Origin of the sequence: Streptomyces sp. NPDC050211 (assembly GCF_040656035.1) — a bacterium.
Taxonomy (GTDB): Bacteria; Actinomycetota; Actinomycetes; order Streptomycetales; family Streptomycetaceae; genus Streptomyces.
Window position 1 is genome coordinate 153743 of sequence record NZ_JBFALC010000010.1, and the last position, 24136, is coordinate 177878.

Consider the following 24136-nt stretch of genomic DNA (forward strand, 5'->3'; position numbering starts at 1 on the left):
CCAGGGCGATCAGTGCCGTCAGGGCTCGAGGCCGGGTCCGTAACGGTGCGGTCGTGTCGGTTGAACAGCTGGTTGGACGCATTGCTTTACCTCCGGAGAGCGGTGGGAGCGCGGTAACCGGACAGCGAGGTGCAGGTGCGTTACCGGGCCTGTTCGAAGAGCCAGTCGATGACCACGTCGTTCTCGTACGTCTGGGCCCATGAGAGGTGTGGGTTCACCGGTGTTGTTCCGGCCGTGTAACTCGTGAACAGGACATGACTGCGCGTGGCACGGGCCTGCCGTACGAGCTCCCGGGACCGGGCCTCGAACTGTGCCTTCGGCAGATCGTTGGCCCACTCCCCGCGGGTGACCCGTACGCCGGCGGTCTCCAGCGCGTTCATCAAGGTCCAGGTGCCGGGCTTGCCGAACCGGCCCTCCCGGTAGGGGACGACCGGGTCGTCGACGGAATGGTCGGCCCACATCGGGATGTGCGTGATCCTGTCCATCACGGCCGCGTCGCCCCAGCCGGCCGTGGGCAGGGCGGCCGCGAACACGTCGGGTCGCTTCGCCAGCAGGCTGTAGATACCGCGCCCGCCCGAGGACAGGCCGACGAGATAGAGCCGGGCTGTGTCCACGTTGCGGGCGTGCTCGCTCATGAAGGTGTCGATGAGTTCGCTCAGCGCGGCCTGGACCTTGGCGTCCGTCCAGTCCGTGCCGTCGGGTCCGTCCATGGGACGAGGCAGGGGGATCTGCGGAGAGAGGACGAACGCGGGGTTACGGCGCTGTCGTTCCGGTTTGGCGAACGTGACCGCGATCCGGTTGGAGGTGAGCTGGGTCATGTTGTTGTCGGCGACTTCGCCACCGCCATGCAGGGTGACGACGAGCGGGTACCGCTTGCGCGTCTGCGGGTTCCGTACGTATCCCTCGGGCTGGTACAGCCGGAAGTCCAGTTCAAAACCTGCGGAGTCGGTGAAGGAACCGGCGGAGAAGTCGTCGACCACGGGATTGATGACGCCGTTGTTCCGGGCCGCGAACGGACCGGCCTTCAGTACCGGTTCACCTCCCGGGGTGCGCACGTCCTCCACGTGTCTGACGGAGTACGCGCGGTCGAGCGGAAGGGGATCGGTGCCGGCGGCCCGGGCGTTGGAGTCGTTCGGGTCGAGTTCGATGATCAGGCGGTCCCCCGGCCGTCCCAGATGAGACCGGCCGTCCACCTCGGGGGTGGCGTTGGAGTAGACCCGGGTCACCGTGCGAGCCGCTGTCTGCCCGCCCACAGTGGCCTTCACCTGGAAGGCCGAGGGCGGGATCACCCCGCCGCGTAAGTCGATGCGCTGCGCGTACTGGATGGCGACGGCTGTCACCAGCCAGTTGTTCCTCGGCGTCACCCGCGTGACGAGGTCCGTTCGCAGGACCGGATTGCGCCCGGAGGTCGCTTGTCGTCCTTGAGATGTGGCTGTCGTGGTGTCGGCGGCCGCGGCGGTAGCCGTGCCCACGGCCGGCGCCGTGACCGCACCTGCTGTCACGGCGAGCGCCGTACGTCTGGTGATCCGTCTCATCGGTCCTCGTCTCGGTCGGTGGGGCACCCGGCGGCGGTGGGCGGGAGCTGGGCTGGGTCAGGCCGAGGTGTTACGCGAGAGTTTCGAAGCACCGACGGATCGGCGTCCAGCATCAAACCGAGATCTGTCCATGCGTTTGGCGCATCAATCCGACACCTGGGTCAGGACCGGCCTACCGTGGCGTGTCCTGGTCTACTCCAGGCGCCCCTGTCCCAATATCCTCATCCGTAGCCAGTAGCACACCATCCCCCCACCCAGGTTGCGTGCTGGCGCGGGCGACACCCCTTGAACCTGCCCAAGCAGCCGGGTGACTTCCCCGTTCACCGCCTCCAGGAGGATCACGGTGAAAGTTCGCACCAGAAGCGCGGCGATCATCGGCGCCATCTGCCTCGTCGCGTCCCTCTCCTTAACTACGGCGTCCGCCGGCGAGCCCGCCGCCCCACGGCAGGCAGCGAAGGTCGCCCTCAAGAATGTGGCCACGGCCAAGAATCCGACCGCCGGCGCCGCCGGTCCCGGAGGCACGGTCTGGATCGCCGAACGCGCAGGCACCGTAAGGGTCTTGGACGATCAGGGGCTCGGCGAGCCCGTCCTCGACATCTCCGGCGAGACCACCACCGACGGCGAACGCGGCCTGCTCGGCATCGCGTTCGACAAGGAATTCGCGCACTTCTACATCTCGTTCACGAACCTCCAAGGCACCAGCACCGTCGACGAGTTCGCCGTACAGGACGGCAAGATCCAGCCGGACACCCGGCGCACCGTCCTCACCCAGACGCAGCCCTACGCCAACCACAACGGCGGCGACATCACCTTCGGCCCGGACGGCTACCTCTACATCGCGTTCGGCGACGGAGGCTCGGGCGGCGACCCGCAGGGCAACGGGCAGAACCTCGGCACGCTGCTCGGCAAGCTCCTGCGCATCGACCCGACCGGCGGCACGCCGTACGCGATCCCGCCGGACAACCCGTTCGTGGACGACCCGAACGCCAAGGACGAGATCTGGGTGTACGGGCTGCGCAACCCGTGGCGGTTCTCCTTCGACGCGGGCACGGGCGACCTGCTGATCGGCGACGTCGGCCAGAGCGCCTGGGAGGAGATCGACTGGGCCCCGGCGAGCAGCAAGGGCGGCGAGAACTACGGCTGGAACCAGATGGAGGGCAACCATCCCTTCCGGGGCGGCACGGAGCCCGCGAACCACGTGCCGCCGATCCACGAGTACGACCGCAGCGGGCCGGGCTGCTCGGTGACCGGCGGATACGTCTACCGAGGCACCGCGATCCCGGACCTCAAGGGTCAGTACGTGTTCAGCGACTACTGCGACGGCACCGTCCGCTCCCTGCAGATGGAGAACGGCAAGGTGACCGGCGTGAACGACCTCGGAGTCGACGGCGGTGAGGTCGTCTCGTTCGTCCAGGACGGCAAGGGCGAGCTGTACGTGCTCGCCATAGGCGGCAGCGTCTCCCGCATCGACCCGGCATAACGGCTGCCGGAAGGAGCCGCCGAGCGGCACATTGCCATCCAGGCCGGCCGGAGCGCCTCCGGGATCTCCGGCCGGCCAACTTCACGACGCGGCACGCTGTCAGCCGCGCAGTACGACCGTAAAGCTCAGGCCGTACGCGTGCCGGGTGTCGAACTCCAGGCGGGTTCCGCCCCGGACCGGCCTCACGCGAACTCCGGCGTCGGACGTGACCGCGCGCAGCGGCCGGCCGTGCAGGAGGACGCCGACCGTGTCCCGGTCCATGGTCGGGTCGGACACGGCGACGGTGGTCAGGCCGTGCCGCTCGCGCCGCACGATCACCGAGGCAGGCCCCTCGATGCGTAGCCCGGCGGTCTCGTGGTGACCGGGCGTGAAGCTGTTGGCGGCCGTCAGGCCGAGGCCGGTGTGGGTGATGGCCTGGAGGTCCGAGGTGTTCGCCAGGACCTTCAGCGGGCCATGCCGGTACGCCTGGAGTCGGGTCTCCCCCGCGTTCGGCACCAACGCGTAGGCCAGGCGGGCGAGTTGTGCTCCGGGGGCCTGGTCGACCGTGACACCGAACACGCCGCGGGTCACGGCGGTGTCGGGGTTCGAGGTGCGCACGACCCGGCGGCTGCGGGTGACCTCGTCCAGGGCGACCCGCACCGGCGGAGTGTCGAGGAAGACATAGCCGACGGAGGTCCGCTGGGTGGCATTGGCGTAGCGCAGCCAGCGCATGTCACCGGTGCCCGCGCCGGTCCAGGGCCGGCCGTCACGGAGCCTCCCGGTGACGGAGACCTCGTCGTCCGGTGCGGCGATACGGGCGTCGACGGTCGTGGTCACGGCCCGCCCGGCGCTGTCCCCGACCCCCGCTGCGAGGACCACGATCTCCTCGTCGAGGAGGAACCACGACTTCGTCGCGGTCGCGTTGCGGTAGACGACGAAGTCGTCCGGCAGCAGACCTGCCGCCTTGTCGCGGTGGGCGACATCGCCGGACTGCACCATCCCGGCCGCCCCGTACGTCCCGAGGACCGCGCCGCCGGAGTGCCGGTTGGTGCCGCGCGGGAAGTAGACGTATGTGTTCTGCGACTCGGACGACGAGGTGAAGTTCAGCGGGTGGCCTGGGTTGTCGTAGTACGGCTTCCCGTACAGCTCGGGGATCGTGCGCCGCTGCTCGACCGGTGCGGTGACACCGGCGAGGCCGTACGGGGAGACGGTGGTGAAGTAGTCGATGCCGTACGCCTGGGTCTGGTCCTGTCCGGAGAGGTAGAGGTAGTACGCCCCGTCCCCCTGGAACCACGGCATGAGGTTCTCGGCGTTCATGTACTCGTACTTGCTGATCCGGTCGGAACTGCGGGCGAGCGCGAAGGCGTATCCGGGTCTGCGGTGCACGGTCCTGTCCATCGCGTTGAAGGCGAGGCTGCGCGAGGCGGGGCCGAGGTCGGCGGGCGGGATGGTCGCGTCGCCGAGGACGTCGGCGTACCGCACGATGCTGACCGGGGAGACGAAAGCGGACGGGTCGGGAGCCGTGCGCGAGGTCGACCGGATGTGCTTGACGTAGCTCTTCAGGGCGTCGGCGTCGGCGCCGTCCGCGAGCGACGACAGATCGACTACGGCCTCGACGACCACGGCGACATCGCTGTAGCCGGTGTTCGTCCGCGAGACCGCCCTCCCCTTGACGATCTCCATCATCCAGCCCTCGAAGATGAGCGGCGCGAAGCCGTTCCGCACCCAGCCCTGGACGGTCGACACCAGGTCCTCACCGTGTGCGAAGCCGGTGCCGTCGAGGATCTTGAGGGTCTGTACGACACGGGTCAGCAGGCCCTTGCCGTATGAGCCGGTGTAGGCGACCGAGGCGTGCTGGATGAAGGAGCCGTCGGCGTAGTGGCCGTCCGTGACACCGTGGTTGAGGTGGTACGGGTCGATGGTGGCGAAGACGGTCAGCTGGTCGGTGAGGGCCTTGCGGATGCGGGCGTCGTCGCCGAGGAGCGCGCCCTGCAGGATCCGGTTCGTGGTGATGTCGGCGAGGTTGGCGCCCGTGTGGAAGCGCGAGTCGAGGTTCACGTCCCCGTCGATGCCGTTGCGAAGATACGCGTCCATCGAGGAGACGTACCTGCGCGGGAGGTCCGGGCGGTGGGCCTGCACCTGGTCCGCGAGGAGCGCGAGCGTCCTGCTGATGTGCTGCGACAGACCGATCTCCCAGTGGAACCAGTTGCCGTAGTAGCCCTGGGACTGGTCACCGTAGTAGCGCTCATGCAGCCACACGAGACCGTCGATCACCCGGCGCTGCACGGCCGTGTTCCCGAACAGGTCTGAGTCGACGGCGCCCGGTGTGCGGGTGGCGAGGGCGATCTCATACAGCCGCCGGAAGGCGGTGTCCAGGCGGGCCGGATCGGCGCCGAGCACCAGACCGGCGAACAACTCGCCCGCGCCGGCGTCGTCCATCGACCGCAGATTCGCCCGCGCGGCCTGATGAACGGCCGCCACCTTGGCGGCCGTCTCCTGCCGGGCATTGGACTCGGCGGTCCCGGCGAAGACCGCCACCGTGTTGGCCAGAATCCGTGCCATGCCCACGGCGCCCTCCTCCACGCTCGCCGCCCGGGAGGGAACCCCCGCCCGCAGCCCAGCGGCCGACAGAGCGGACAACAGGCGTCTGCGGGTGATGTCCATGGCGTCCTCCAGCGGTTCCGCGTCCAGAGAGGGAACTCCCCCTCAACCTCCCTGGTTATGGACTTCGTCGGAAGTGGGGCGAACGAGGTCGGCCCATGAGCATGACGGCGTCCCGTCCGCCACGAACTCTTGCAACAGCTCAGCAACCGTGTCGCAGCGCCGCCATCTGCTCCTCCAGCGGACCCAGACCGACATCACGGCGGCGTTCGTCGACGCTTTCCGGCTGGCGTATCGGGTACGGGCGCAGGGTGGCCGGGTTGACGCGGGTGCCGTAGAACTGCGGCAGGCGCTGCTCGACGGCGCAGTGGTCGGCGATGTACGCGAGGTGGACGGCGGGGCAGCGGCCGTCCAGGGTGGCCTGGGCGATCAGGTCCCGGCAGGAGAGCTGGAAGTCGAGGTCCGGGGCGTGCAGCAGGATCATCAGGGCCGCGGTCGAGGCGGGGGCGCCCACCCGGTCGGCGGACGGCCAGCCGTGGCGGTGGACGACGGCCTTGAGCGCGTCGGCGTTGGCGCGGCGGCACGCGATGATCTCGGACCGCCGCTGCGGGGTGGGGTCGGCCTGCGCCCGCCGCATGAGGTCCCGCTCATGATCGGCCCGGTGCAGCAGTTCCGCGGCCAGGGCAGCCGCCACCGGCACCAACGGGTCTGCCGTCTCGGTACCTGCCGCGCCGTCGTCGGGGCGTACCGACGTACCGGCGAGACGGCTCTCGTCCGCGGTCTCGACCGGCGTCTGCCGACCCAGCACGCTCTTCACGGCACCCACCCCAACTCCAGCGTGAACCACACCCGCTTGCCCGGGCGACCGGGCTCCGGAGGTGCGACGCCCCAGTCATCGGCCAGCGCGGCCACGATGGCCAGCCCACGGCCCGACTCCTCGGCCCCGCCCGCCGTACGCAGCCGCGGCGGCAGCGGCGAGTGGTCGCCGACCGTCACCCGGAGTTCGTGGTCGCCGCACTCGATGGTGAGGGTGACCGTGTCGCCGGGGCCGGTACGGGCGTGCTGGACTGCGTTCGCGAACAACTCGTCCGTGGCGAGGACGGCGTTGTCCACGTAATCCGGCGGCAGCCGCAGCCGCTTGAGGTGCTCGGTGACCAGGTGCCGTACGTCTGCGGCGCGCGAGGGCTGGGCGGGGATCGTGGTGTGGAGGCGGGGAGGTCTGTTCACCGGGATCACGGTGGGATGGGGCTGACCGAGGGGCGCACGGTCTGCGTGGGGGACGTGTGCCGGGGAGGGCGACGGCTGGTGGCGCTGGGCCCTGGGTGCCGTCATGGAGCCTCCTCGTGGGTGCAGCGCGGTCGGGGATGTGTTGGCTGCATATGCAGCCAACAACCCGGACCGGCGGCCGGACCAGGGGGTGTGCGGGTTGTCCGGTTGCGGGTGCGTAGTGGTGCGGGAGGTATGTTCGAGGGCGTGAGGAACGTGCACGGCAGCCGGGTGGGGGCGCGCGAGGAGTCCCCTGGAGGGTCCGGCGTGCGCGGCAAGCGTGTGCTGGTCACCGGTGGCACACGGGGTCTGGGCGAGCAGATCGTACGGCTGCTGGTGGCCGAGGGGGCGCGGGTGGCGACGTGTGCGCGTACCGCGCGTGACCTGGAGGCGCTGGAGCTGTCGCTGCGGGGTGAGGACGGCAGGCCCTTGTTCACGCGGGCGCTCGACGTCACCGAGCCGGAGAGTCTGGAGCGGTTCGTCGCGGCGTCGGCGAAACGTTTTGGCGGCCTTGACGGGGTGGTGGCGTGTGCGGGCGGCTCTCGCGGAGGCGGCTTCGAGCGGACGGACGCCGCGGACTGGGCCGTGACCTGGGAGCTGAACGTCGGTCATGCCGTGCGGCTGGTGCGTGCCGCGATCCCGCACCTGCGGGACGCGGGCGGCGGCTCGGTCGTACTGATCTCGTCGATCTCCGGCTGGAAGCCGGGGCCGCCCATCCAGTACGGAGTCGCGAAGTCCGCCCAGATCCACCTGGCCGCGTCGCTCGCGCGTGAACTCGGTCCGGACGGGATCCGGGTGAACGCCGTCTCCCCGGGGTCGATGCTCATCCCCGGCCGGCGCTGGGATCGCATGCGCCGGGAGGATCCCGAGCGGTTCGCCGGGTTCGCGGCGGCGGAGCTGCCGGGCGGAGAGCCGGTCGCGCCGCAGGAGGTGGCGCGGGTGGTGGCGTTCCTGCTGTCCGACTGGTCGAGCGGTGTCTCGGGGGCCCATGTGCCGGTGGACCGGGCGCAGAACGCCCCGTCCCCGGACGGGTACTGAGGCGGGTCCTGCGTTCACGCCGCCGCCCCCAGCACCGCGCGGGAGCGGCGCGCGAACTCCCGTACAAGGGGTTCGTCGCGACGGGACTCCAGCCGCCTGCGGAAGTCGCGGAGAGCCTGTATGGAGCGTTCGCTGTGCACGGTGGCGAGGGCGTCGAGCGCCTCGGTGGCGGTACCGACGGCCTCGTCAAGACGGTTCTGCTGGAGGTGGGCCGTGGCCAGTACGGAGCGGCTGATGGCCTGGCGCCTGCGCCGGTCGGCGTTGGCTTTCACCGACTCGCTCGCCGTGCGCTCGGCCTGGGCGGCGAGCCCCAAGTCGCGGAAGCAGAGCGCTGATTCGGCCTGCAGATAGTGGTCGTCGAGGAAGCGCACCCAGGGGGACTCCTGTTCGGCACCGCGGCTGGCGTCCAGGTGCCGCTCGGCTCTGCGCAGCGCATCGCCGGCCTCGCGCGCGTGCCCCTGGGCCGCGTGTCCGCGGGCCGACATGGCGTACAGGCGCATCAGGCCCAGCGGGCTGCCCGCTTCCTTGGCGGTGACGATGCCCGCGCGCGCGAGGCACACCCCCTCGTCGGGACGGCCGAGGCTGGTGGCCAGGTGGGACAGTCCGGCCAGGATCTGCCCGCCCAGAACCCGGTCGCGGCCCTCGGCGCACAGGCGCAGCGCCTGGATCATGTAGCGCTGCGCCAGCCCGTACTCCCCCGCGTCGTACGAACTCCAGCCGGCCATCGCGGCGAGGCGTGCCGCGGCGGTGTACAGGGGGCGCTGCACCTGGGGGGACGTACCGCGCCGCTGCAGCATCGGGACGACCTCGGTGGACAGGTAGTGCACGATGCTGGTGCGCACCCCGCCGCCGCCGTAGTGGTTGTCCATCTCGTCGAACATGGCGATCATCGCGTGCACCTGTTCGACGGGGCCGCCGTCGGCCACCGGCGTCAGCTGCCCGGTGTCCTGGTTCTCCAGCAGCCACAGCAGCCACTCGCGCTGAGGGTCGGTCAGGGCGCCGGCGACGAAGGGGACCGAGCCGAGCAGGCTGTGCCGGGAGATGTCGGTCGACCCCAGCTCGGCGAGCGCGTGCAGGGTGTCCGCCATGTCGTCGCCGTACGCGAGCGTCCGGGCCACGACCGGGCGTTGCTGGTCGGGATGGAAGCCGAGGTCCGCGGGTGACACGGCGCGGCCGAGCCGCTCGGACAGCACGGTGGCGATCAACTCCGGTGTTCTGCCGCGGGGTTGCTGTCCCTGGAGCCAGCGGGTCACCGACGCCTTGTCGTAGCTGGAGTCGGCGCCCTGGCAGTGGCCGAGTTCATTGACCCGAAAGGCGAGGGAGGCATACGAGCAGCCGGCCTCCTTCAGCGCGGTCGCCAGTGCCGCATTGCCTCCGGCGGGGCCCTTGCCCGGGCTCCTTGTGTGTCCGTCGGTCACGGTGGCCATCCAGGTCTCGCATCAGATCGTGTGCTGCGCCCTACATGCCGGGCCGTCAAGTCAGCGTCGACCAGGCAGAGTTGACCTTCGTCGCGCCGCGAGCGCGGGAGGTCCCACGAGAACTATGGTCGCGTAGATACTCGATACGCAACTGGCGTTCTGATAATTTCGTATCGATCCGCATCGCTCTGTCTGTGTCTTGGACCGCGTGGCACACTGCACGCTGTGATGGCCGCCGAGGGAGGTAGGACGTGAGCGAGAACCGCTCGAGCGGCAGCGCACCCACCGTCCTGCGGATGGTCCTCGGCAAGCGGCTGAAGCAACTGCGGGAGCAGGCCGGACTGTCCTTCGAGGACGCGGCGCGCGCCATCGAGGTCACCGCGCTCACGGTGCGGCGGATCGAAAAGGCCGAGGTGGGGCTGCGCATTCCGTACGTGAAGGAGTTGCTGCACACCTACGGCGTCCCGGCGGCGGAGATCGAGGACTTCCTCGATCTGGCCCGCAAGGCGAACCAGCCCGGGTGGTGGTATCAGTACCGCGACGTGCTCCCGGAATGGTTCAAGGCATACGTGAGCCTGGAGAGCGAAGCCTCGGTCATCCGTCTCTACGAACCCCACTACGTCCCCGGCCTGTTGCAGACCCACGAGTACGCCGAGGCGCTCATGCGCGTCGGCTTCCCCGACGAGCCGAAGGAGGAGACAGCCCGCCGTGTCGACCTGCGACTCAAACGCCAGGACCTGCTCGCCAAGCCGGACGCGCCCGCCCTCTGGGCCGTCCTGGACGAGACGGTGCTGCGCCGGGCGGTCGGCGGTGCCGAGGTGATGCGGGCTCAGATCGACCGGCTGCACGAGGTCCTGGACCTGCCGAAGGTCCGGATCCAGATCATGCGTTTCACGGCGGGCGCCCACCCCGGCGCCTTCGGCCCGTTCCACCACTTTCGCTTCGGATTCTCCGAACTGCCCGACATCGTCTACGTGGAGAGCCTGGCCGGCGCGGTCTATGTCGACCGGCCCGAGGACGTCGGCGCCTACCTCGAAGTACTGGACCGGATGTCCGTGCAGGCGGAGCCGGTTGATCGAACCCGGGCCATCCTGGGTGAACTGCGTAAGGAGTTGTGATCCATGGGATCCAAGGGCCCCATCTACAGCGGTATGTCGGCTTCCGATCTGGGCACCGAGGGCTGGCACAAGCCCTGGAGCGGTACCAACGGCGGCAGTTGCGTCGAGGCCAAGCGACTGCCCGACGGCAGCGTCGCCTTCCGCCAGTCCACCGACCCCGACGGCCCCGCGCTGGTCTACTCCCGCGACGAGATGATCGTGTTCCTGGAAGGCGCCAAGGCCGGCCAGGCCGACTTCCTGGTCGCCTGACTCCGCCATCCGTCCCGGCACACCACTACGCGCGCACAACCGGACAACCCGCACGCCCACTCCCGGCGTGCGGGTCGTCCGACCACACTGAACAGGCCCGTCGCCTCGAAGGAAGTGGTATGCACGCGTCACCCCGACTCCCCCGCCGGACCGTGCCTGCCACCCGCCCGGGCCGCATCGCTCCGCACCGAACCACCCGGGTCGGCCCCGAGGCGACGGCATGAACCTCCCGCAGGCGCTCCTCCGCCACCGGACCCTGGTCATCGAGGGCGCCGACGGCATCCCCCGCAACGGCCTCATCGCCCAGCTGGCCCACCACGGCTTCCCGATCCAGCACCTGCCGGACCGCCTGCACCACGTGGACCCGACCCGGCCCTACCGTGAACTCCTCGCGGCACCGGGACGCGTGGCCCTCGACGGCAGCATGATCCACGAGCTCGTCTACGGACCGCTGCGCCGCGGCCACTCCCGGGTGACCTGGATCCAGGCACTCGACTTCGCCGAATCCGTGGCCGAGCGCGACGGCGCCCTCATTCACCTGACGGCGTCCGTGAGCCTCCCCCGGTCCGCCCCCACGGACTTCACCGAGGCGGCCGACGCCTACGCACGGGCGATGCGAACCCTCGCCCAACACGTCCCCGTCGTCACCCTCGACGCGGCCGACCTCACCCACCCACCCCGCCCCGGCACCCCTGCGCACCGCGAACTCGGGCGGACGAAGCAGCAGTTGACGGTACGTTGGTAACAGACCCCGTGACGCACGGCAGGAGAACTCCCATGGCAGACGGCCGGCCCGCCCCCGACCAGGAAGCACTGTCCAAGATCGACACCACGGTGCCGCACTCCGCCCGCATCTGGAACTACTGGATGGGGGGCAAGGACAACTACGAGGTCGACCGGATCGCGGGCGACGCCTACCGCGAGACCGCGCCGAACATCGAGACCATGGCCCGCGCCTCCCGCCAGTACCTGATCCGCACCGTCACCTTCGTGGCCGGCGAACTCGGCATCCGCCAGTTCCTCGACATCGGCACCGGACTGCCCACGTACGACAACACCCACCAGGTCGCGCAGCGGGTGGCGCCCGAGTCCCGCATCGTCTACGCCGACAACGACCCCCTCGTCCTCCGGCACGCCCAGGCCCTGCTCACCAGCACCCCCGAAGGCGTCACCGAGTACGTCGACGCGGACCTCCACGAACCGGAGAAGATCCTCGAAGCGGCGGGCCAGATCCTGGACTTCGACCGGCCGGTCGCCCTGATGCTCATGGGCATCCTCGGCCACATCCAGGACTACGAGGAGGCCAAGTCCATCGTCCGCCGCCTCCAGGCGGCCCTGTGTCCCGGCAGCTACTTCGTGCACTACGACAGCACGGACACGGACGAGGAACTCAAGCGGGCCCAGCAGGGCTACGACGACACCGGCGCCATCCCGTACGTCCTGCGCAGCCCTCAGCAGCTCGCCGCGTACTACGAGGGCCTGGAACTGCTCGAACCCGGCATCGTCTCCTGCCCCCTGTGGCACCCCGAGCCCGGCACCACGCCCGAGCCCACGGACGTCTACGGCGGGGTGGCCCGCAAGCCCTGACTCGCCGCCGCGCATCTACTCCAGCGCCGGGAGGCCGGTCAGGCCTGTCTCGACCATGATGCGGTCCACCGTCGCGGCCAGGGTGCTGTCGGCGCCGATGACGGTCTCGATGCCACCGGGCAGTAGGTCCAAGGGCCGGTACCAGTCGCGCAGTTGCGTCTCGTTGACGTCGTCGGCGATCGGTTTGGTGGCGTGGCGGGCGAGGGTTTCGGTGAACGGGACGTCCAGGTAGTAGCCGTGGGTCGGGCCACGGTGGTCGCGGCGCAGCTGGGCGAGCATGTCGCCGTAACGATCGGCGTAGAGGATGCCTTCGACGACGACGTGGTATCCGGCGTCCAGGGCGTAACGGGCCGTCAGGTCGATCAGGCCGATGTTCGCGGCGCCCGGCCGGTCCCGCTCGCGCAGGACGACCCTGCGGATGTTGTCCTGGCCGACCAGGGCCAGGCCACGACCGAACCGCTCGCGCAGTCCGACCGCGACGGTCGACTTGCCCGAGGCACTGTTGCCACGCAGGATGACCAGCCGTGTTTCTTCGGTGCCCACCATCACGGCGGTCACGCTACCGACCGCCGGCGACACGGTCCGGGCGATTACACGTCGGCGTCGGGTCACCACTGGGCGATGAGCGGCGTGTCCGGTCCGTGTCGCCGCCAGGCTTCGGTGAGGCGGGCGAGGCGGGTGGGGGCGGCGATGCCGTGGACCGTTGCGATCCTGCCGTTCGCGATGTCGAACGTCGCGGTGCCCCTGACCTGGTCGCCGAGCACGAAGAGGATGGCGGGGGCGCCGTTGAGGAGCGCGTAGTGGATGGCGGGCGTGCCGCCGGCCAAGCGCCGTTTCGCGGCCGTGGGTTTGAGGCCGGCCCGTACGACGGCGGCGACGCGCTGCGGAGTGTCGAACTGCAACAGCTTCTCGGCCGTGCCGCCGACGCCGTCGGAGATCGCGATCGCGTCGTCGGTGAGCAGCGCCACCAGCCGTTCGGTGCGGCCCGAGGTGGCAGCGGCGAGGAATTCCTCGACGATCCTGCGGGCGGATGCCGGGTCGACTTCGCTGCCGTCGCGGCGGCGCGCGGTGGTGATGCGGCGCCGGGACCGGTGGAGGTGCTGCTGGCTTGCGGACTCCGTGATGTCGAGGATCTCGGCGATCTCGGCGTGGCTGTAGGAGAACGCTTCGCGCAGGACGTAGACGGCTCGCTCGACGGGTGACAGGCGCTCCATGAGAGTCAGCACGGCCAGGGAGACCGACTCACGCTGCTCGAACGTGTCGGCCGGGCCGAGCATGGGGTCGCCGTCGAGGAGCGGTTCGGGCAGCCAGGCACCGGCGGTGCGTTCGCGGCGGGCCTGTGCCGAGCGGAGCCGGTCGAGGCACAGGTTGGTGACCACCTTGGTCAGCCATGCTTCCGGCACCTCGATGCGCTGCCGGTCGGCGGCCTGCCAGTGCAGGAACCCGTCCTGCACGGCGTCTTCGGCGTCGGTGGCGGAGCCCAGGAGCCGGTAGGCGAGCGAGGCCAGCCGGTTCCGGCTGGCCTCGAACCGACTGGCGTCGAAGCGATCGATGTCGGTGCTGTCCACACGGATCACCCTAGGTCGTGCAGGCGGCTACGCGACCGCCTTTTCGGCGGTCGTATCCCGCGCGGCGATCAGGCGGCGCCGGCGCTTGGGCAGGCCGAAGGTCGGATGCGAGGTGGTCCACAGCGACATCTTGAGGATGCCCGCCTTGATCCGCGCGGCTTTCCGGCCGCCCAGGAACTTCGGCTTCGCCCGCGCTTCGTCGTCGACCAGTTGCAGGATCCCGTCCCGCCGACCGAGGCTGATGTGGTTGCCCACGTAGTCCAGCTTGACGTTCGCGATCTTGCGGCCGGTCAGACGACCCACGATCGCCACCATGGCCTGCATGCCGGTGTAGCCCGCCGATGCGCAGGACATCGGCAGCGGCCGGCCGTTGTCGCCGATGACGTAGACGCTGTCGCCGGCGGCATAGATGTTCGGGTGCGAGACCGACCGCATGGTGCGATCCACGATGATCCGACCGTCCACGGTGACCTCGAGCCCACCGGCGGCGGCGATGGGAGCCACCGCGAACCCGGCCGTCCACACGGTCGCGTCGGACGCCAGGGCGGTGCCGTCGGCGCACAGGACGCGCCTCGCTTCGACGGCTTCGACGGTGGTGTGCTCCAGGACGGTGATGCCCAGCCGGTCGCAGGCCTGACGCAGGTGGCTGCGGGCTCCGGCGGACAGCTGGGCGCCCAGCTGTCCGCGGGCCACCAGCGTCACCGACAGCCCGGGCCGGGCCTCGGCGATCTCGGTGGCGGTCTCGATGCCGGTCAGCCCGTCGCCGACGACCACCACACTCCCGCCGCCGCCCCGCCCGCCCAGGCTGTCCAGACGCGAGCGCAGGCGCAGCGCCGAGGGCCTGGCGGCGACGTCGAAGGCGTGCTCGGCCGCACCGGGGACGGCGCGGCCGTCGCCGTGGCTGCCGAGTGTGTACAAAAGCGTGTCGTAGCCGAGCTCGCCGCCGCCGTCGGCGTCGGCCACGGAGACGACCTGACGCTCGGGGTCGACGGCGGTGACACGGGCCAGGCGCAGCCGTATCCCCGTGCCCGCGAAGACGTCGACGAGCTGTGGAGCCTCGATGTCCCGGCCGGCCGCGAGCTGGTGCAGCCGCAGCCGCTGAACGAAGTCCGGCTCGGCGTTGACCACGGTGATCTCGGTGTCCTCCGGGGAGAGCCGGCGGGCCAGGTTCCCGGCCACGTAGGCCCCGGCATAGCCGGCGCCGAGGACGACGATGCGGTGCTTCATTTGATGCTCCCGTCGGTTCGCTTGCTTCCGGTGACTTGAGCGGAGCAGCGCGCCGATTGCTGACAGGAACTGCATGTGGCATGGGTCACAGAGCGGCGTGGACCACGGACGGGGTTCCTCAGCGCCGCAGCGCCGCCCTCGCCGGCAGGGTCACTGCCAGCAGGCCCAGTCCCACCGCGCCGCCGGCGAAGGCTGCGTACACCAGGGGAGGTACGTACGGGGCCTCGCCGGTGAGGCCGCGCATCATCGGGATCAGCGTCGCGGCGGCGATGGCCGTGCCGAGGACGATGCCGGTCACCGCCACCAGGAGGCCTTCCCAGCGCAGCATCCGCATCACCTGGCGCCGGGTGGAGCCGACGAGGCGGAGCATGCCGAGTTCGCGGCGGCGGTCGAGGACGGTCATCACGAGCGTGTTGACGGCGGCGACAGCGGCGAAGCCACCAAGGACGCCGGCCATCGTGTAGTTGGCCCAGGCGTTGAGCTCGCGGTCGGTGTTCTGCTCGACCGCGTAGCCGGAGGCGTCGGTGACCTTGCCGAGCGAGGCGAGGGCCTGTGCGTCGCCGCCCCGTACCAGGAGCGTGCTGTCGAAGCCCGAGGTGACGTGGGCGGCCAGGGACGCGCGGTCCATGGTCACCGCGGCGAGGCCGAGCCCGCGGCCGTACACGGCGACGACCTCGGGGCTGGTCCGGGTACCGTCCGGGAGGTAGAGGGGCAGTGTGTCGCCGACCTTGACCTTCGCGGAGGTGGCGAGCGTCTTGTCGATGGCGATCCGGCCCTTGCCGACCCGGTCCAGTCTGCCGCTGCGCACGTCGAGGTCCTGCACCTTGGCGAGCTGCGCGCCGGAGCCGGAGATGCCCTGGGTCGCCGAGCTCTGCAGCCATCGGTCGCCGCCCGACCCGACGGGCACGAGCACCTGCGTGTCGAGCAGGCCGACGGCCGCGTCGACGCCGGGCGTGCGGGCCGCTCGGTCGACGGCGTCGGCGGGCAGCCCGGCCGGGTCCGTGACCACGTGGTCCGCGGTGACGCCGGCGCGCAGCTGCTTCGCGGCGACATGGCTCTCGCTCGTGTGCATGAAGACGAGCGTCGAGGCGAAGGCCATGGCCAGCACGATCGGGGTGATCGCGGAGGCCAGCCGACGGGCGTTCGTACGGGAGTTGGCGGCCGCGAGCGAGGCCGAGGCACCGCCGCCGCTCAGCGGGAGCCCGAACAGCTCCGCGCACAGCCGCGCCACCAGCGGGCCGAGCAGTGCGACGGCGAGCATGAAGAGCATGACGACGCCGAGGGCGGCGTTGGCCGCGTCCTCCCCCGCCGAACGGGCGGCGACGACGGTGAGGAACCCGCCGCCGACAAGGGCACCCAGGCCCAGCAGCGTACGGATCACACCCGGCCGCAGTCGCTCCACCGACGCCTCGCTGAGCGCCTGCCCCGGCCTGATTTTCGCGGGTCGGCGCCCGGCGGCCCAGCTGGCGGCGAGCGCGGTCAGCAGCCCCGCGCCGACGGCGACGACGAGCGGGATCCAGGAGATGTGCAAGGCCACGGCCTCCGGGACGGCCCCGCGGTCCTGCAGCTGACCGAACCACCAGTGGGCGAGCCCGATCCCGGGCAGGAAGCCGACCAGACCGGCGGCGGGCGCGACGAGCAGCGCCTCCGCGGCGACCGCGCGGCGGATCTGCCGCGGAGTGGCCCCGACGGCGCGCAACAGCGCGAACTCCCGCGCTCGTTGGGCGACGGACAGCGCGACCGTGCCGGACGCCGTGAAGACGGCGACCATGGCGGCGATCCCGCCGAAGGAGCCGCCGAGCCCGGTGAGCATCTCCCTGGCGTACCCGAGCCCACGGTCCTCGACGGCACCGCGATCGTCACCGGTGTGCACCTTGACGCCGGAGTCGGCGAGCGCCTTCTTCACGCCGGCGGCGAGCGCGTCGGCGTTCGCCCCGTCCTTCGCCAGTACGGCGATTGCGCCGGCCTTGCCGCGATGCCCGGCCAGCGCGGAGGCCTGGGCGTCGGCGAACCAGCCCGTGGCACCCTCGGCCACGTCGCCGGGTCCGGCCTGCGCCAGCCCGGAGACGCGGAAGTCGGCGCGTCCGGTGGCGGTTTCGAGCGTGACCGTGTCGCCGACGCCGCCCTTCGCGGCCCGCGCAGCGGCGGCGTCGAGTACGACCTCGCCGGTACGGGGTGCCGCACCGGAGGTGAGCGCGGCACCGGTGAAGGCGTGCGCTCCCCAGCCGTGGCCCGTCAGCGCGCCGTCGCCCTGGCGCACCGGGAACGTGAAGTCCGGCACCGCCCCCTCCGCGCCGGGCACGCGGGCCGCCTTGTCGGCCAGTGCGGCGTCCAGACGCGCCGTGTCCGGCAGCAGGTCCGCCGACTCGGACCGGCTGTCCCCGCTGCCCGTGACGAAGCGGGCGTACTGGTCCGCGGCCACGACCACCGGCGCCTTGGCATACCGCTCGGGCGGAACCGAGGCGCGGGCGCCCGTCTCCAGGAGGATGCCGCAGGCGGAGACGATCAGCGCCGCCATCATCAGCGCGACGAACGTGCCCGCGAACGACGCGGGTTTGAAGCGCACGGCCGCGCGGGCGAGGCCGTTGGGGGCGAAGCTCCTCACGCCGCCGCCCCCACCATCGCGCCTGTACGGGAGGTGAGGGCGGCCATGTGCGCCGCGATCTGCTCCGCCGAGCCGCGGTCGAGGCCGCCGGCGAAGACGCCGTCCGCGAGGAACAGCACGCGGTCGGCCCAGACGGCCGCGGCCGGGTCGTGGGTGACCATGACGACGGTGGCCCCGAGGGTGTCCACCGCGTGCCGGAGCAGGCCGAGGACCTCGGCGGCGGTGCCGGTGTCGAGGGCGCCGGTAGGCTCGTCGGCGAACACCACGTCCGGGCTGGTGATCAGGGCGCGAGCGATGGCCACGCGCTGCTGCTGGCCGCCGGAGAGCTCGCCGGGCCGCCGCTTCGCCTTCTCGGTGAGGCCGACCTGCGCGAGCACCGCACCGGCTCGTCGGCGGTCCTGGCGCTGCCCGGCGAGGCGCATCGGGAGCAGCACGTTCTGCTCGACGGTGAGGGAGGGCAGGAGGTTGAAGGCCTGGAAGACGAAACCGAGGCGGCTGCGGCGCAGCTCGGTGAGCTGGTTCTCGCGCATGCCCGTGATCTCCGTACCGCCGAGGCGCACGGAGCCGGCCGACGGCCGGTCGAGGCCGGCGGCGCACTGCAGGAAGGTGGACTTGCCGGAGCCGGAAGGGCCCATGACGGCGGTGAACGTGCCGCGTGGCAGGGCGAGGTCGATACCCGCGAGCGCGTGCACGACACCGGCGCCGCGGCCGTACTGCCGCCGGACGCCGCGCAGTTCGACGGCGAGACCGGGTGTGCCCTGCACCTCCGGCCGGTCGTCCGTCTTCTGCCGCTTGCCGCTGCGCAGCCTCATGGTCCGTCCTCTCGCGATCTTTTCGAGCCGATGACTCGAAGCTACGGATCACGGTCATTGCGGACCATGGCGGCTGCTGGCGGATCGGGGGTGGGGATAACCCCACGCGCATTACGTGCGTCTGCGGATCATTTCGCTGACGCCGCGCGGTAACGGAGGTAGACGAATTTCGAACTGAGGGTGCGGGTCTCGACGAGTTCGAGATCCACCCGGCGATCGTTCCTGGGAAAGAACGGAATGCCACCGCCCACCAGCACCGGGTGGACCATGACCCGGTACTCGTCGATCAGACCCAGCGCGGCGGCCTCGGCGGCGAGAGTCGCGCCGCCGATCGCGATCTCGCCCTCCCCCGGCTCGGCTCGCAGCCGCTCGATCTCCTCCGCCAGGCTGCCGGAGGCCAGGCGGGCATTGCCCTGCACCGCCGACAGCGTGGTGGAGAACACCACCTTCGGGAGCGGGTTCCAGAGCGCGGTCCACTCGAGCTCGTCCTCGTCGAGCGATCGATCCTGGTCGGCGGTCTCCCAGTACAGCATCGTCTCGTACAGCCGTCGTCCCATCAGGTGGACGCCGACCTGTCGAATCTCGTCGATCCAGAAGCGGAAGACGTCCTCGTCGGGCTGCGTCCAGTCGAAGTTGCCGTCCGGCCCGGCGATGTAGCCGTCGAGTGAGGCGCCCATCGAATAGGTCACGCTGCGCATCAGCAGTCCTCCTCGGTAACGGGTTCGACAGTGTGACCGCCGGACGCCGAAGAACTCATCGCGGCTCGCGGGATCCCCTGGGCGGCCGGCAACCGATGCGCACCATGCGCCGCGCCGTGGTCTTGAGCTTGTTGATCAGATGTAGCGTCTGACCCGTGTCCGCGTGAGAACGGCCGGGCCTCGCTGCGAGGGTGACCCCTCGCTGATCCGGTGGGGTCGTCCGAGCGGCGCAGCAGCGGCAAGAACGCTCCTCGATGATGAGGGATTGGAGGCGCGCGTCCCTCTGCCGGCCCGCCAACCCGTGGGATCCACGCGTTGCGACCCGCCGAGCGGCCCGGGAGTTTGAGGCGTTGACGACCGCCGACACCGTCGTCGTTCCGAAGGGCGCCGACGCGGCGGCATGGGCCGCGGCGAAAGACGTGATCCGCAAGCCCGCGCCGCCCTATGAAGGGCGGTTCCTGCACCGGGACTTCCACCCCGGCAACGTTTGTCCCGGACGCCACAAATAACAAAGGCAAGGAGCTGTGTACTCCTTGCCACTCTCAACCTATAGCGCACTGGGGGGCTTGCGGCAAGGCCCTGGTCGTGCCACAGAATGAGCGACCAAAGCCAGAAGCTGCGGAAATGACGGATTCACGGAATACGTGCGCATTTCACGATGCGGACGGCCGAAACCCAATCCCCTTGAAAGGGCCTTCAGATGATTGACGTGATCGTGGTCGGCGGCGGACCGACCGGTTTAATGCTGGCCGGCGAATTGCGGCTGCACGGTGTGCACGTGGTCGTGCTGGAGAAGGACGTGGAGCCGACCCCGATCGTCCGCTCGCTCGGCCTGCACGCGCGCAGCATCGAGGTGATGGATCAGCGCGGGCTGCTCGATCGCTTCCTGGCGCTCGGTCAGCAGTACCCGGTCGGTGGCTTCTTCGCCGGAATCAGCAAGCCCGCGCCGGAACGGCTGGACACCTCCCGTCCGTACGTCCTCGGCATCCCGCAGACCACCACCGACCGCCTGCTGGCCGAGCGCGCCACCGAGCTCGGCGCCGAGGTCCGGCGCGGCTGTGCGCTGACCGGGCTGAGCCAGGACGACCAAGGGGTGAGCGTCGAGCTGGCCGACGGCACGCGGATGCGCTCGCGCTACGTCGTCGGCTGCGACGGCGGCCGCAGCACGGTGCGCAAGCTGCTCGGCGTCGGCTTTCCCGGTGAGCCCAGCCGGGTGGAGACCCTGCTGGGCGAGATGAAGGTGACCGCGGAGCCGGAGACGCTGACCGCCGTGATGGCCGAAGTCCGCAAGACCGAGAAGCGGTTCGGCGCCATGCCCCTCGGGGACGGGGTGTACCGCGTCGGCGTGCCCGCCGAGGGGGTGGCCGAGGACCGCTCCGTACCGCCGACTCTCGAGGAGTTCAAGCGACAGCTGCGGGTGATCGCCGGCACCGACTTCGGCGTGCACTCACCGCGCTGGCTGTCCCGCTTCGGTGACGCCACCCGGCTGGCCGAGCGTTACCGGGTCGGCCGGGTGCTGCTCGCGGGCGACGCGGCGCACATCCACCCGCCGGTCGGCGGGCAGGGGCTCAACCTCGGCATCCAGGACGCGTTCAACCTCGGCTGGAAACTGGCCGCCGAGGTGGGCGGCTGGGCACCGCAGGGCTTGCTGGACAGCTACCACACCGAGCGGCACCCGGTGGCCGCCGACGTGCTGAACAACACCCGCGCGCAGATGGAGCTGATCTCCAACGAGCCGGGCCCGCAGGCCGTACGCAGGCTGCTGTCGGAACTGATGGACTTCGAGGAGGTGAACCGGTACCTGACCGAGAAGATCACCGCGACCGGGATCCGCTACGACTTCGGCGAGGGCCACGAACTCCTCGGCCGGCGGCTGCGGGACGTGGAGCTGAAGCGGGGGAACCTCTACGAGCTGATGCACGGCGGCCGCGGGCTGCTGCTCGACCAGACCGGCCGGCTGTCGGTCGCGGGCTGGGACGACCGGGTCGACCACGTCGTCGACATGAGCGAGGAACTGGACGTCCCCGCGGTACTCCTCCGGCCGGACGGCCATGTGGCGTGGGTCGGCGACGACCAGCAGGATCTCCTCAGCCGACTGCCCAAGTGGTTCGGCGCAGCCGCCAGTTGACGCAGTCGCGTCGACCCCGCCCCCTCAGCCTGCCGTGGGCTTCAGATCCACGTGTCGAGCCACATCCTGGCGCGCCAGTCGGCGTACGGGATCGTCTGTCCCATGTAGATCGGGAAGAAGTAGATGAAGTTCCAGGCGATGAGCAGCACGAGCGCGCCCGCCGCCACCGTCCCCTGGATGCGGCGTCTTTCAGTCGCCCCCGGCGGCCCCAGCACCGCTCCCAGCATCATCGTCACGGCCAGGCTCAGGTACGGCACGAACACGACGGCGTAGAAGGAGAAGATCGTACGGTCCTGGTACAGGAACCAGGGCAGATAACCGGCGCTCACCGCACACAGGATGGCGCCGGCGCGCCAGTCGCGGCGCAGTGCCCATCGGTACAGCAGGTATATGAGCGCGCAGCAGGCCGACCACCACAGGAGCGGCGTGCCGAGTCCGAGGATCGCCTGTGAGCAGTCGGTCGTCGCGGTGCAGCCGTCCTTCCCGGGCGCCGGCGACTCGTAGTGGAAGAGCACGGGGCGGCCGAGGACCAGCCAACTCCAGGGGTTGGACTCGTACTTGTGGAAATCGTGCAGCCCCACATTGAACTGGTAGACCCCGTACTCGTAGTGCCACAGGCTGCGCAGCGGAGCCGGAATCCACGACCAGGTGCCGCCGCGGCCGTCCGCCCAGTGGCGTCCGTAACCGTTGTCGGACAGGAACCAGCCGCTCCATGTCGCCACATACGTCACCAGACCGACCGCGGCGAGGGACAGCGCCGACCAGCCGAGGTCCTTGCGCAGCACCGCGCGATACGGGCGGTGCGCCCCGGCCACGCGGCGGGCGCCGACGTCCCACAGCAGGGTCAGGGCCACGAAGAAGACCAGGAAGTACAGGCCACTCCATTTGCTCGAAGCCGCCAGCCCCAGGCAGACGCCGGCTGCGAGCCGCCATGGACGCAAGCCCGTCCCGGCATGGTCACCCGTGTGCCCGTCCGGACGCGTACGGCCGTCCTCGCCGACCGGCAAGGCCGCCGCGAGCCGGGCCCGCGCCTGGTCCCGGTCCATCAGCAGACAGCCGAACGCCGCCAGCACGAAGAACATGACGACGAGGTCCAGCAGAGCGGTACGGCTCATCACCACATGCAGGCCGTCCATCGCCAGCAGTGCGCCGGCCAGGCAGCCCAGCATCGTCGACCGGAACAGGCGGCGGCCTATTCGGCACAGCATCAGCACCGACAGCGTGCCCAGGACCGCCGTCATGAAGCGCCAGCCGAACGGGTCCAGGCCGAACATCCCCTCGCCCAGGGCGATCACCCACTTGCCCATGGGCGGGTGTGCGACGAAGGCCCCGGTGTCGGTGAGCGAGATCACCTGGGGGTCCGCGAGTACCTGCGGGTCGGCGATCTTGCGGTCCGGCCAGGTGCCCTCGTAGCCGAACTGCAGCAGGGACCAGGCGTCCTTGGCGTAGTAGGTCTCGTCGAAGACGAAGGCATGGGGACGGCCGAGTTGCCAGAAACGTATCGCTCCTGCCATTACGGCGACGAGTACCGGCCCCAGCCAGTCCATCGCCCTCGCGAGGCGGGAGGCCGGTGCCGGGCTGAAGCCCATGAATTCCCAGAGGCGAGTGGACGGCTTCGGAAAGGGCGGAACCAGGCGCTCGCGGGTGTCGCTCCGGGGGCGTTCGGTGTATCCGAACTGGCGAAGCCGATAGCGCCAGTTGGTGGGCGCCGTCGTCGGACGGGTGCCGTCGAGGACATGGGAACGGGGCGCGTTGCTACTCGTCACTGGATGACCTTAAGCAGTGACGTGATCTGCGTCCTGCCGCGGGGCGTGCGAGGTCAGTTGTGGCAGGTGGTGACACCGCAGCAGGAGTCGTCCGCAGCGAGCGTCGCGCCCGTGCCCGTGCCCGGGCCGGTGGCGGTGGTGGGCTTGGTGGCGTGGACGATGGCGGAGTGCATGCCGTCGGCGACCGAGTGGGTCGGGGTGATCTCGATGTCCGTGAAGCCGGCGGCCGCCAGGCCCGCGCGGTATTCGGCGAAGGAGAGGGCTCCCGCGATGCAGCCGACGTAGTCGCCGCGTTCGGCGCGCTGTCGGGTGGTGAGGGTGTCGTCGGCGACGACGTCGGAGACACCGATCCGGCCGCCGGGCTTGAGCACGCGGAAGGTCTCGGCGAAGACGGCGGGCTTGTCGACGGACAGGTTGATGACGCAGTTGGAGATCACCACGTCGATGGTGTTCGCGGGCAGCGGGATGGCTTCGATGGTGCCCTTGAGGAACTCGACGTTGGTCGCGCCCGCCTTCTCGGCGTTGGCCAGGGCGAGGGCGAGCATCTCCTCGGTCATGTCCAGCCCGTACGCCTTGCCCGTCGGCCCGACGCGGCGGCCGGAGAGCAGGACGTCGATGCCGCCGCCGGAGCCGAGGTCCAGGACGCGTTCGCCCTCGCGCAGCTCTGCGACGGCTGTGGGGTTGCCGCAGCCGAGGGAGGCGGCGACGGCGTCGGCGGGCAGCGTGTCGCGCTCATCGGGGGCGTACAGGGTGGAGCCGAAGTTCTCATCGACCTCGACCGGCTGCGGCCCGCAACAGGCGGTGCCGCCCTCGCTGACCTGCACGGCCGCCGCCGCGTACCGCTGACGGACGGTTTCGCGCAGGTCGGTGGACTGCTCGCTCATGACTCACTCCCTGCCTGTATTGATGTCCATTGATGCAACCTTGCGCCTTGAATCGAAAAACGTCAACATAGAGGCATATCGAAACAAGCATCCCGATGAAGCCAACCTGGTGACCACCGTCGTCCACGGCTACGTTGTGCAGCGCGGACCGAGTTGGATGACGCAGCGGACATGGGG

At 70.5% G+C, this 24136-nt stretch carries 20 protein-coding genes and 1 pseudogene; 8 read left to right on the forward strand and 13 right to left on the reverse strand.

Annotation, left to right across the window (positions count from 1 at the left end):
* Window positions 1–140: 140 nt before the first annotated feature.
* Window positions 141–1535, reverse strand: coding sequence for a PHB depolymerase family esterase (locus AB0I98_RS13540; RefSeq protein WP_362939931.1), 1395 nt, complete (start codon window positions 1533–1535; stop codon window positions 141–143).
* A gap of 343 nt (window positions 1536–1878) precedes the next feature.
* Between AB0I98_RS13540 and AB0I98_RS13545 the strand changes: the two genes are divergently transcribed.
* A complete protein-coding gene (locus tag AB0I98_RS13545) occupies window positions 1879–3015 on the forward strand; it encodes a PQQ-dependent sugar dehydrogenase (protein ID WP_362939934.1) in 1137 nt (378 codons plus the stop codon).
* 99 nt (window positions 3016–3114) lie between these two features.
* On the opposite strand, the gene AB0I98_RS13550 is transcribed toward AB0I98_RS13545, so the two are convergent.
* The 3 genes from AB0I98_RS13550 to AB0I98_RS13560 form a co-directional block, all read right to left on the reverse strand.
* A complete protein-coding gene (locus tag AB0I98_RS13550; RefSeq protein WP_362939937.1) occupies window positions 3115–5658 on the reverse strand; it encodes a polysaccharide lyase family 8 super-sandwich domain-containing protein in 2544 nt (847 codons plus the stop codon).
* Between the two features lie 139 nt (window positions 5659–5797).
* Window positions 5798–6412 (reverse strand): DUF6624 domain-containing protein, encoded by a 615-nt coding sequence (locus AB0I98_RS13555; protein WP_362939940.1) that lies wholly within the window; start codon window positions 6410–6412, stop codon window positions 5798–5800.
* Window positions 6409–6822, reverse strand: a complete 414-nt coding sequence (locus AB0I98_RS13560) for an ATP-binding protein (protein ID WP_362939943.1) — start codon at window positions 6820–6822, stop codon at window positions 6409–6411. The genes AB0I98_RS13555 and AB0I98_RS13560 overlap by 4 nt, the downstream gene beginning before the upstream one ends.
* Window positions 6823–7068: 246 nt before the next feature.
* Here AB0I98_RS13560 and AB0I98_RS13565 point away from each other — a divergent pair, with 246 nt between their 5' ends.
* A complete protein-coding gene (locus AB0I98_RS13565) occupies window positions 7069–7899 on the forward strand; it encodes an SDR family oxidoreductase (RefSeq protein WP_362939946.1) in 831 nt (276 codons plus the stop codon).
* A 14-nt stretch (window positions 7900–7913) separates the two neighbouring features.
* Here the strand turns inward: AB0I98_RS13565 and AB0I98_RS13570 are convergent, their stop codons facing one another.
* On the reverse strand, window positions 7914–9326 hold the full coding sequence (locus AB0I98_RS13570) for a hypothetical protein (RefSeq protein WP_362939949.1): 1413 nt from the start codon (window positions 9324–9326) through the stop codon (window positions 7914–7916).
* A gap of 242 nt (window positions 9327–9568) precedes the next feature.
* Here AB0I98_RS13570 and AB0I98_RS13575 point away from each other — a divergent pair, with 242 nt between their 5' ends.
* From AB0I98_RS13575 to AB0I98_RS13590, 4 genes are all read left to right on the forward strand, one after another.
* Window positions 9569–10435, forward strand: a complete 867-nt coding sequence (locus AB0I98_RS13575; RefSeq protein WP_362939952.1) for a helix-turn-helix transcriptional regulator — start codon at window positions 9569–9571, stop codon at window positions 10433–10435.
* Window positions 10436–10438: 3 nt separating this feature from the next.
* Window positions 10439–10684, forward strand: a complete 246-nt coding sequence (locus AB0I98_RS13580; protein ID WP_301986661.1) for a DUF397 domain-containing protein — start codon at window positions 10439–10441, stop codon at window positions 10682–10684.
* Between the two features lie 220 nt (window positions 10685–10904).
* A complete protein-coding gene (locus AB0I98_RS13585; protein WP_362939955.1) occupies window positions 10905–11429 on the forward strand; it encodes a hypothetical protein in 525 nt (174 codons plus the stop codon).
* A 32-nt stretch (window positions 11430–11461) separates the two neighbouring features.
* Window positions 11462–12271, forward strand: a complete 810-nt coding sequence (locus AB0I98_RS13590) for an SAM-dependent methyltransferase (RefSeq protein WP_362939958.1) — start codon at window positions 11462–11464, stop codon at window positions 12269–12271.
* Between the two features lie 15 nt (window positions 12272–12286).
* On the opposite strand, the gene AB0I98_RS13595 is transcribed toward AB0I98_RS13590, so the two are convergent.
* The 6 genes from AB0I98_RS13595 to AB0I98_RS13620 all read right to left on the reverse strand — a co-directional run bounded on the left by AB0I98_RS13595 (window position 12287) and on the right by AB0I98_RS13620 (window position 19181).
* A complete protein-coding gene (locus AB0I98_RS13595) occupies window positions 12287–12817 on the reverse strand; it encodes an AAA family ATPase (protein WP_362940126.1) in 531 nt (176 codons plus the stop codon).
* Window positions 12818–12879: 62 nt separating this feature from the next.
* Window positions 12880–13839, reverse strand: a complete 960-nt coding sequence (locus AB0I98_RS13600; RefSeq protein ID WP_362939961.1) for a sigma-70 family RNA polymerase sigma factor — start codon at window positions 13837–13839, stop codon at window positions 12880–12882.
* Window positions 13840–13866: 27 nt separating this feature from the next.
* Window positions 13867–15066 carry an FAD-dependent oxidoreductase gene (locus AB0I98_RS13605; protein ID WP_362939964.1) on the reverse strand — a complete coding sequence of 400 codons (1200 nt, stop codon included), beginning with the start codon at window positions 15064–15066 and terminating at the stop codon, window positions 13867–13869.
* A gap of 118 nt (window positions 15067–15184) precedes the next feature.
* Window positions 15185–17671, reverse strand: coding sequence for an FtsX-like permease family protein (locus AB0I98_RS13610; RefSeq protein WP_362939967.1), 2487 nt, complete (start codon window positions 17669–17671; stop codon window positions 15185–15187).
* Window positions 17668–18483, reverse strand: coding sequence for an ABC transporter ATP-binding protein (locus AB0I98_RS13615; protein ID WP_362939970.1), 816 nt, complete (start codon window positions 18481–18483; stop codon window positions 17668–17670). The genes AB0I98_RS13610 and AB0I98_RS13615 overlap by 4 nt, the downstream gene beginning before the upstream one ends.
* Before the next feature lie 128 nt (window positions 18484–18611).
* Window positions 18612–19181 carry a dihydrofolate reductase family protein gene (locus AB0I98_RS13620; RefSeq protein WP_362939973.1) on the reverse strand — a complete coding sequence of 190 codons (570 nt, stop codon included), beginning with the start codon at window positions 19179–19181 and terminating at the stop codon, window positions 18612–18614.
* A 235-nt stretch (window positions 19182–19416) separates the two neighbouring features.
* Between AB0I98_RS13620 and AB0I98_RS13625 the strand changes: the two are divergent.
* Both AB0I98_RS13625 and rox read left to right on the forward strand, forming a co-directional pair.
* A pseudogene (locus AB0I98_RS13625) lies at window positions 19417–19669 on the forward strand (aminoglycoside phosphotransferase family protein); the annotation flags it as partial.
* 212 nt (window positions 19670–19881) lie between these two features.
* A complete protein-coding gene (rox, locus tag AB0I98_RS13630; RefSeq protein ID WP_362939976.1) occupies window positions 19882–21309 on the forward strand; it encodes a rifampin monooxygenase in 1428 nt (475 codons plus the stop codon).
* A 41-nt stretch (window positions 21310–21350) separates the two neighbouring features.
* Here rox and AB0I98_RS13635 read toward each other — a convergent pair whose 3' ends face one another.
* Window positions 21351–23075 carry a phospholipid carrier-dependent glycosyltransferase gene (locus AB0I98_RS13635; RefSeq protein WP_362939979.1) on the reverse strand — a complete coding sequence of 575 codons (1725 nt, stop codon included), beginning with the start codon at window positions 23073–23075 and terminating at the stop codon, window positions 21351–21353.
* 53 nt (window positions 23076–23128) lie between these two features.
* The gene (gene arsM / locus AB0I98_RS13640; RefSeq protein WP_362939981.1) at window positions 23129–23959 is read right to left on the reverse strand and encodes an arsenite methyltransferase; all 831 of its coding nucleotides are present in this window, start codon (window positions 23957–23959) and stop codon (window positions 23129–23131) included.
* Between the last annotated feature and the right edge of the window lie 177 nt (window positions 23960–24136).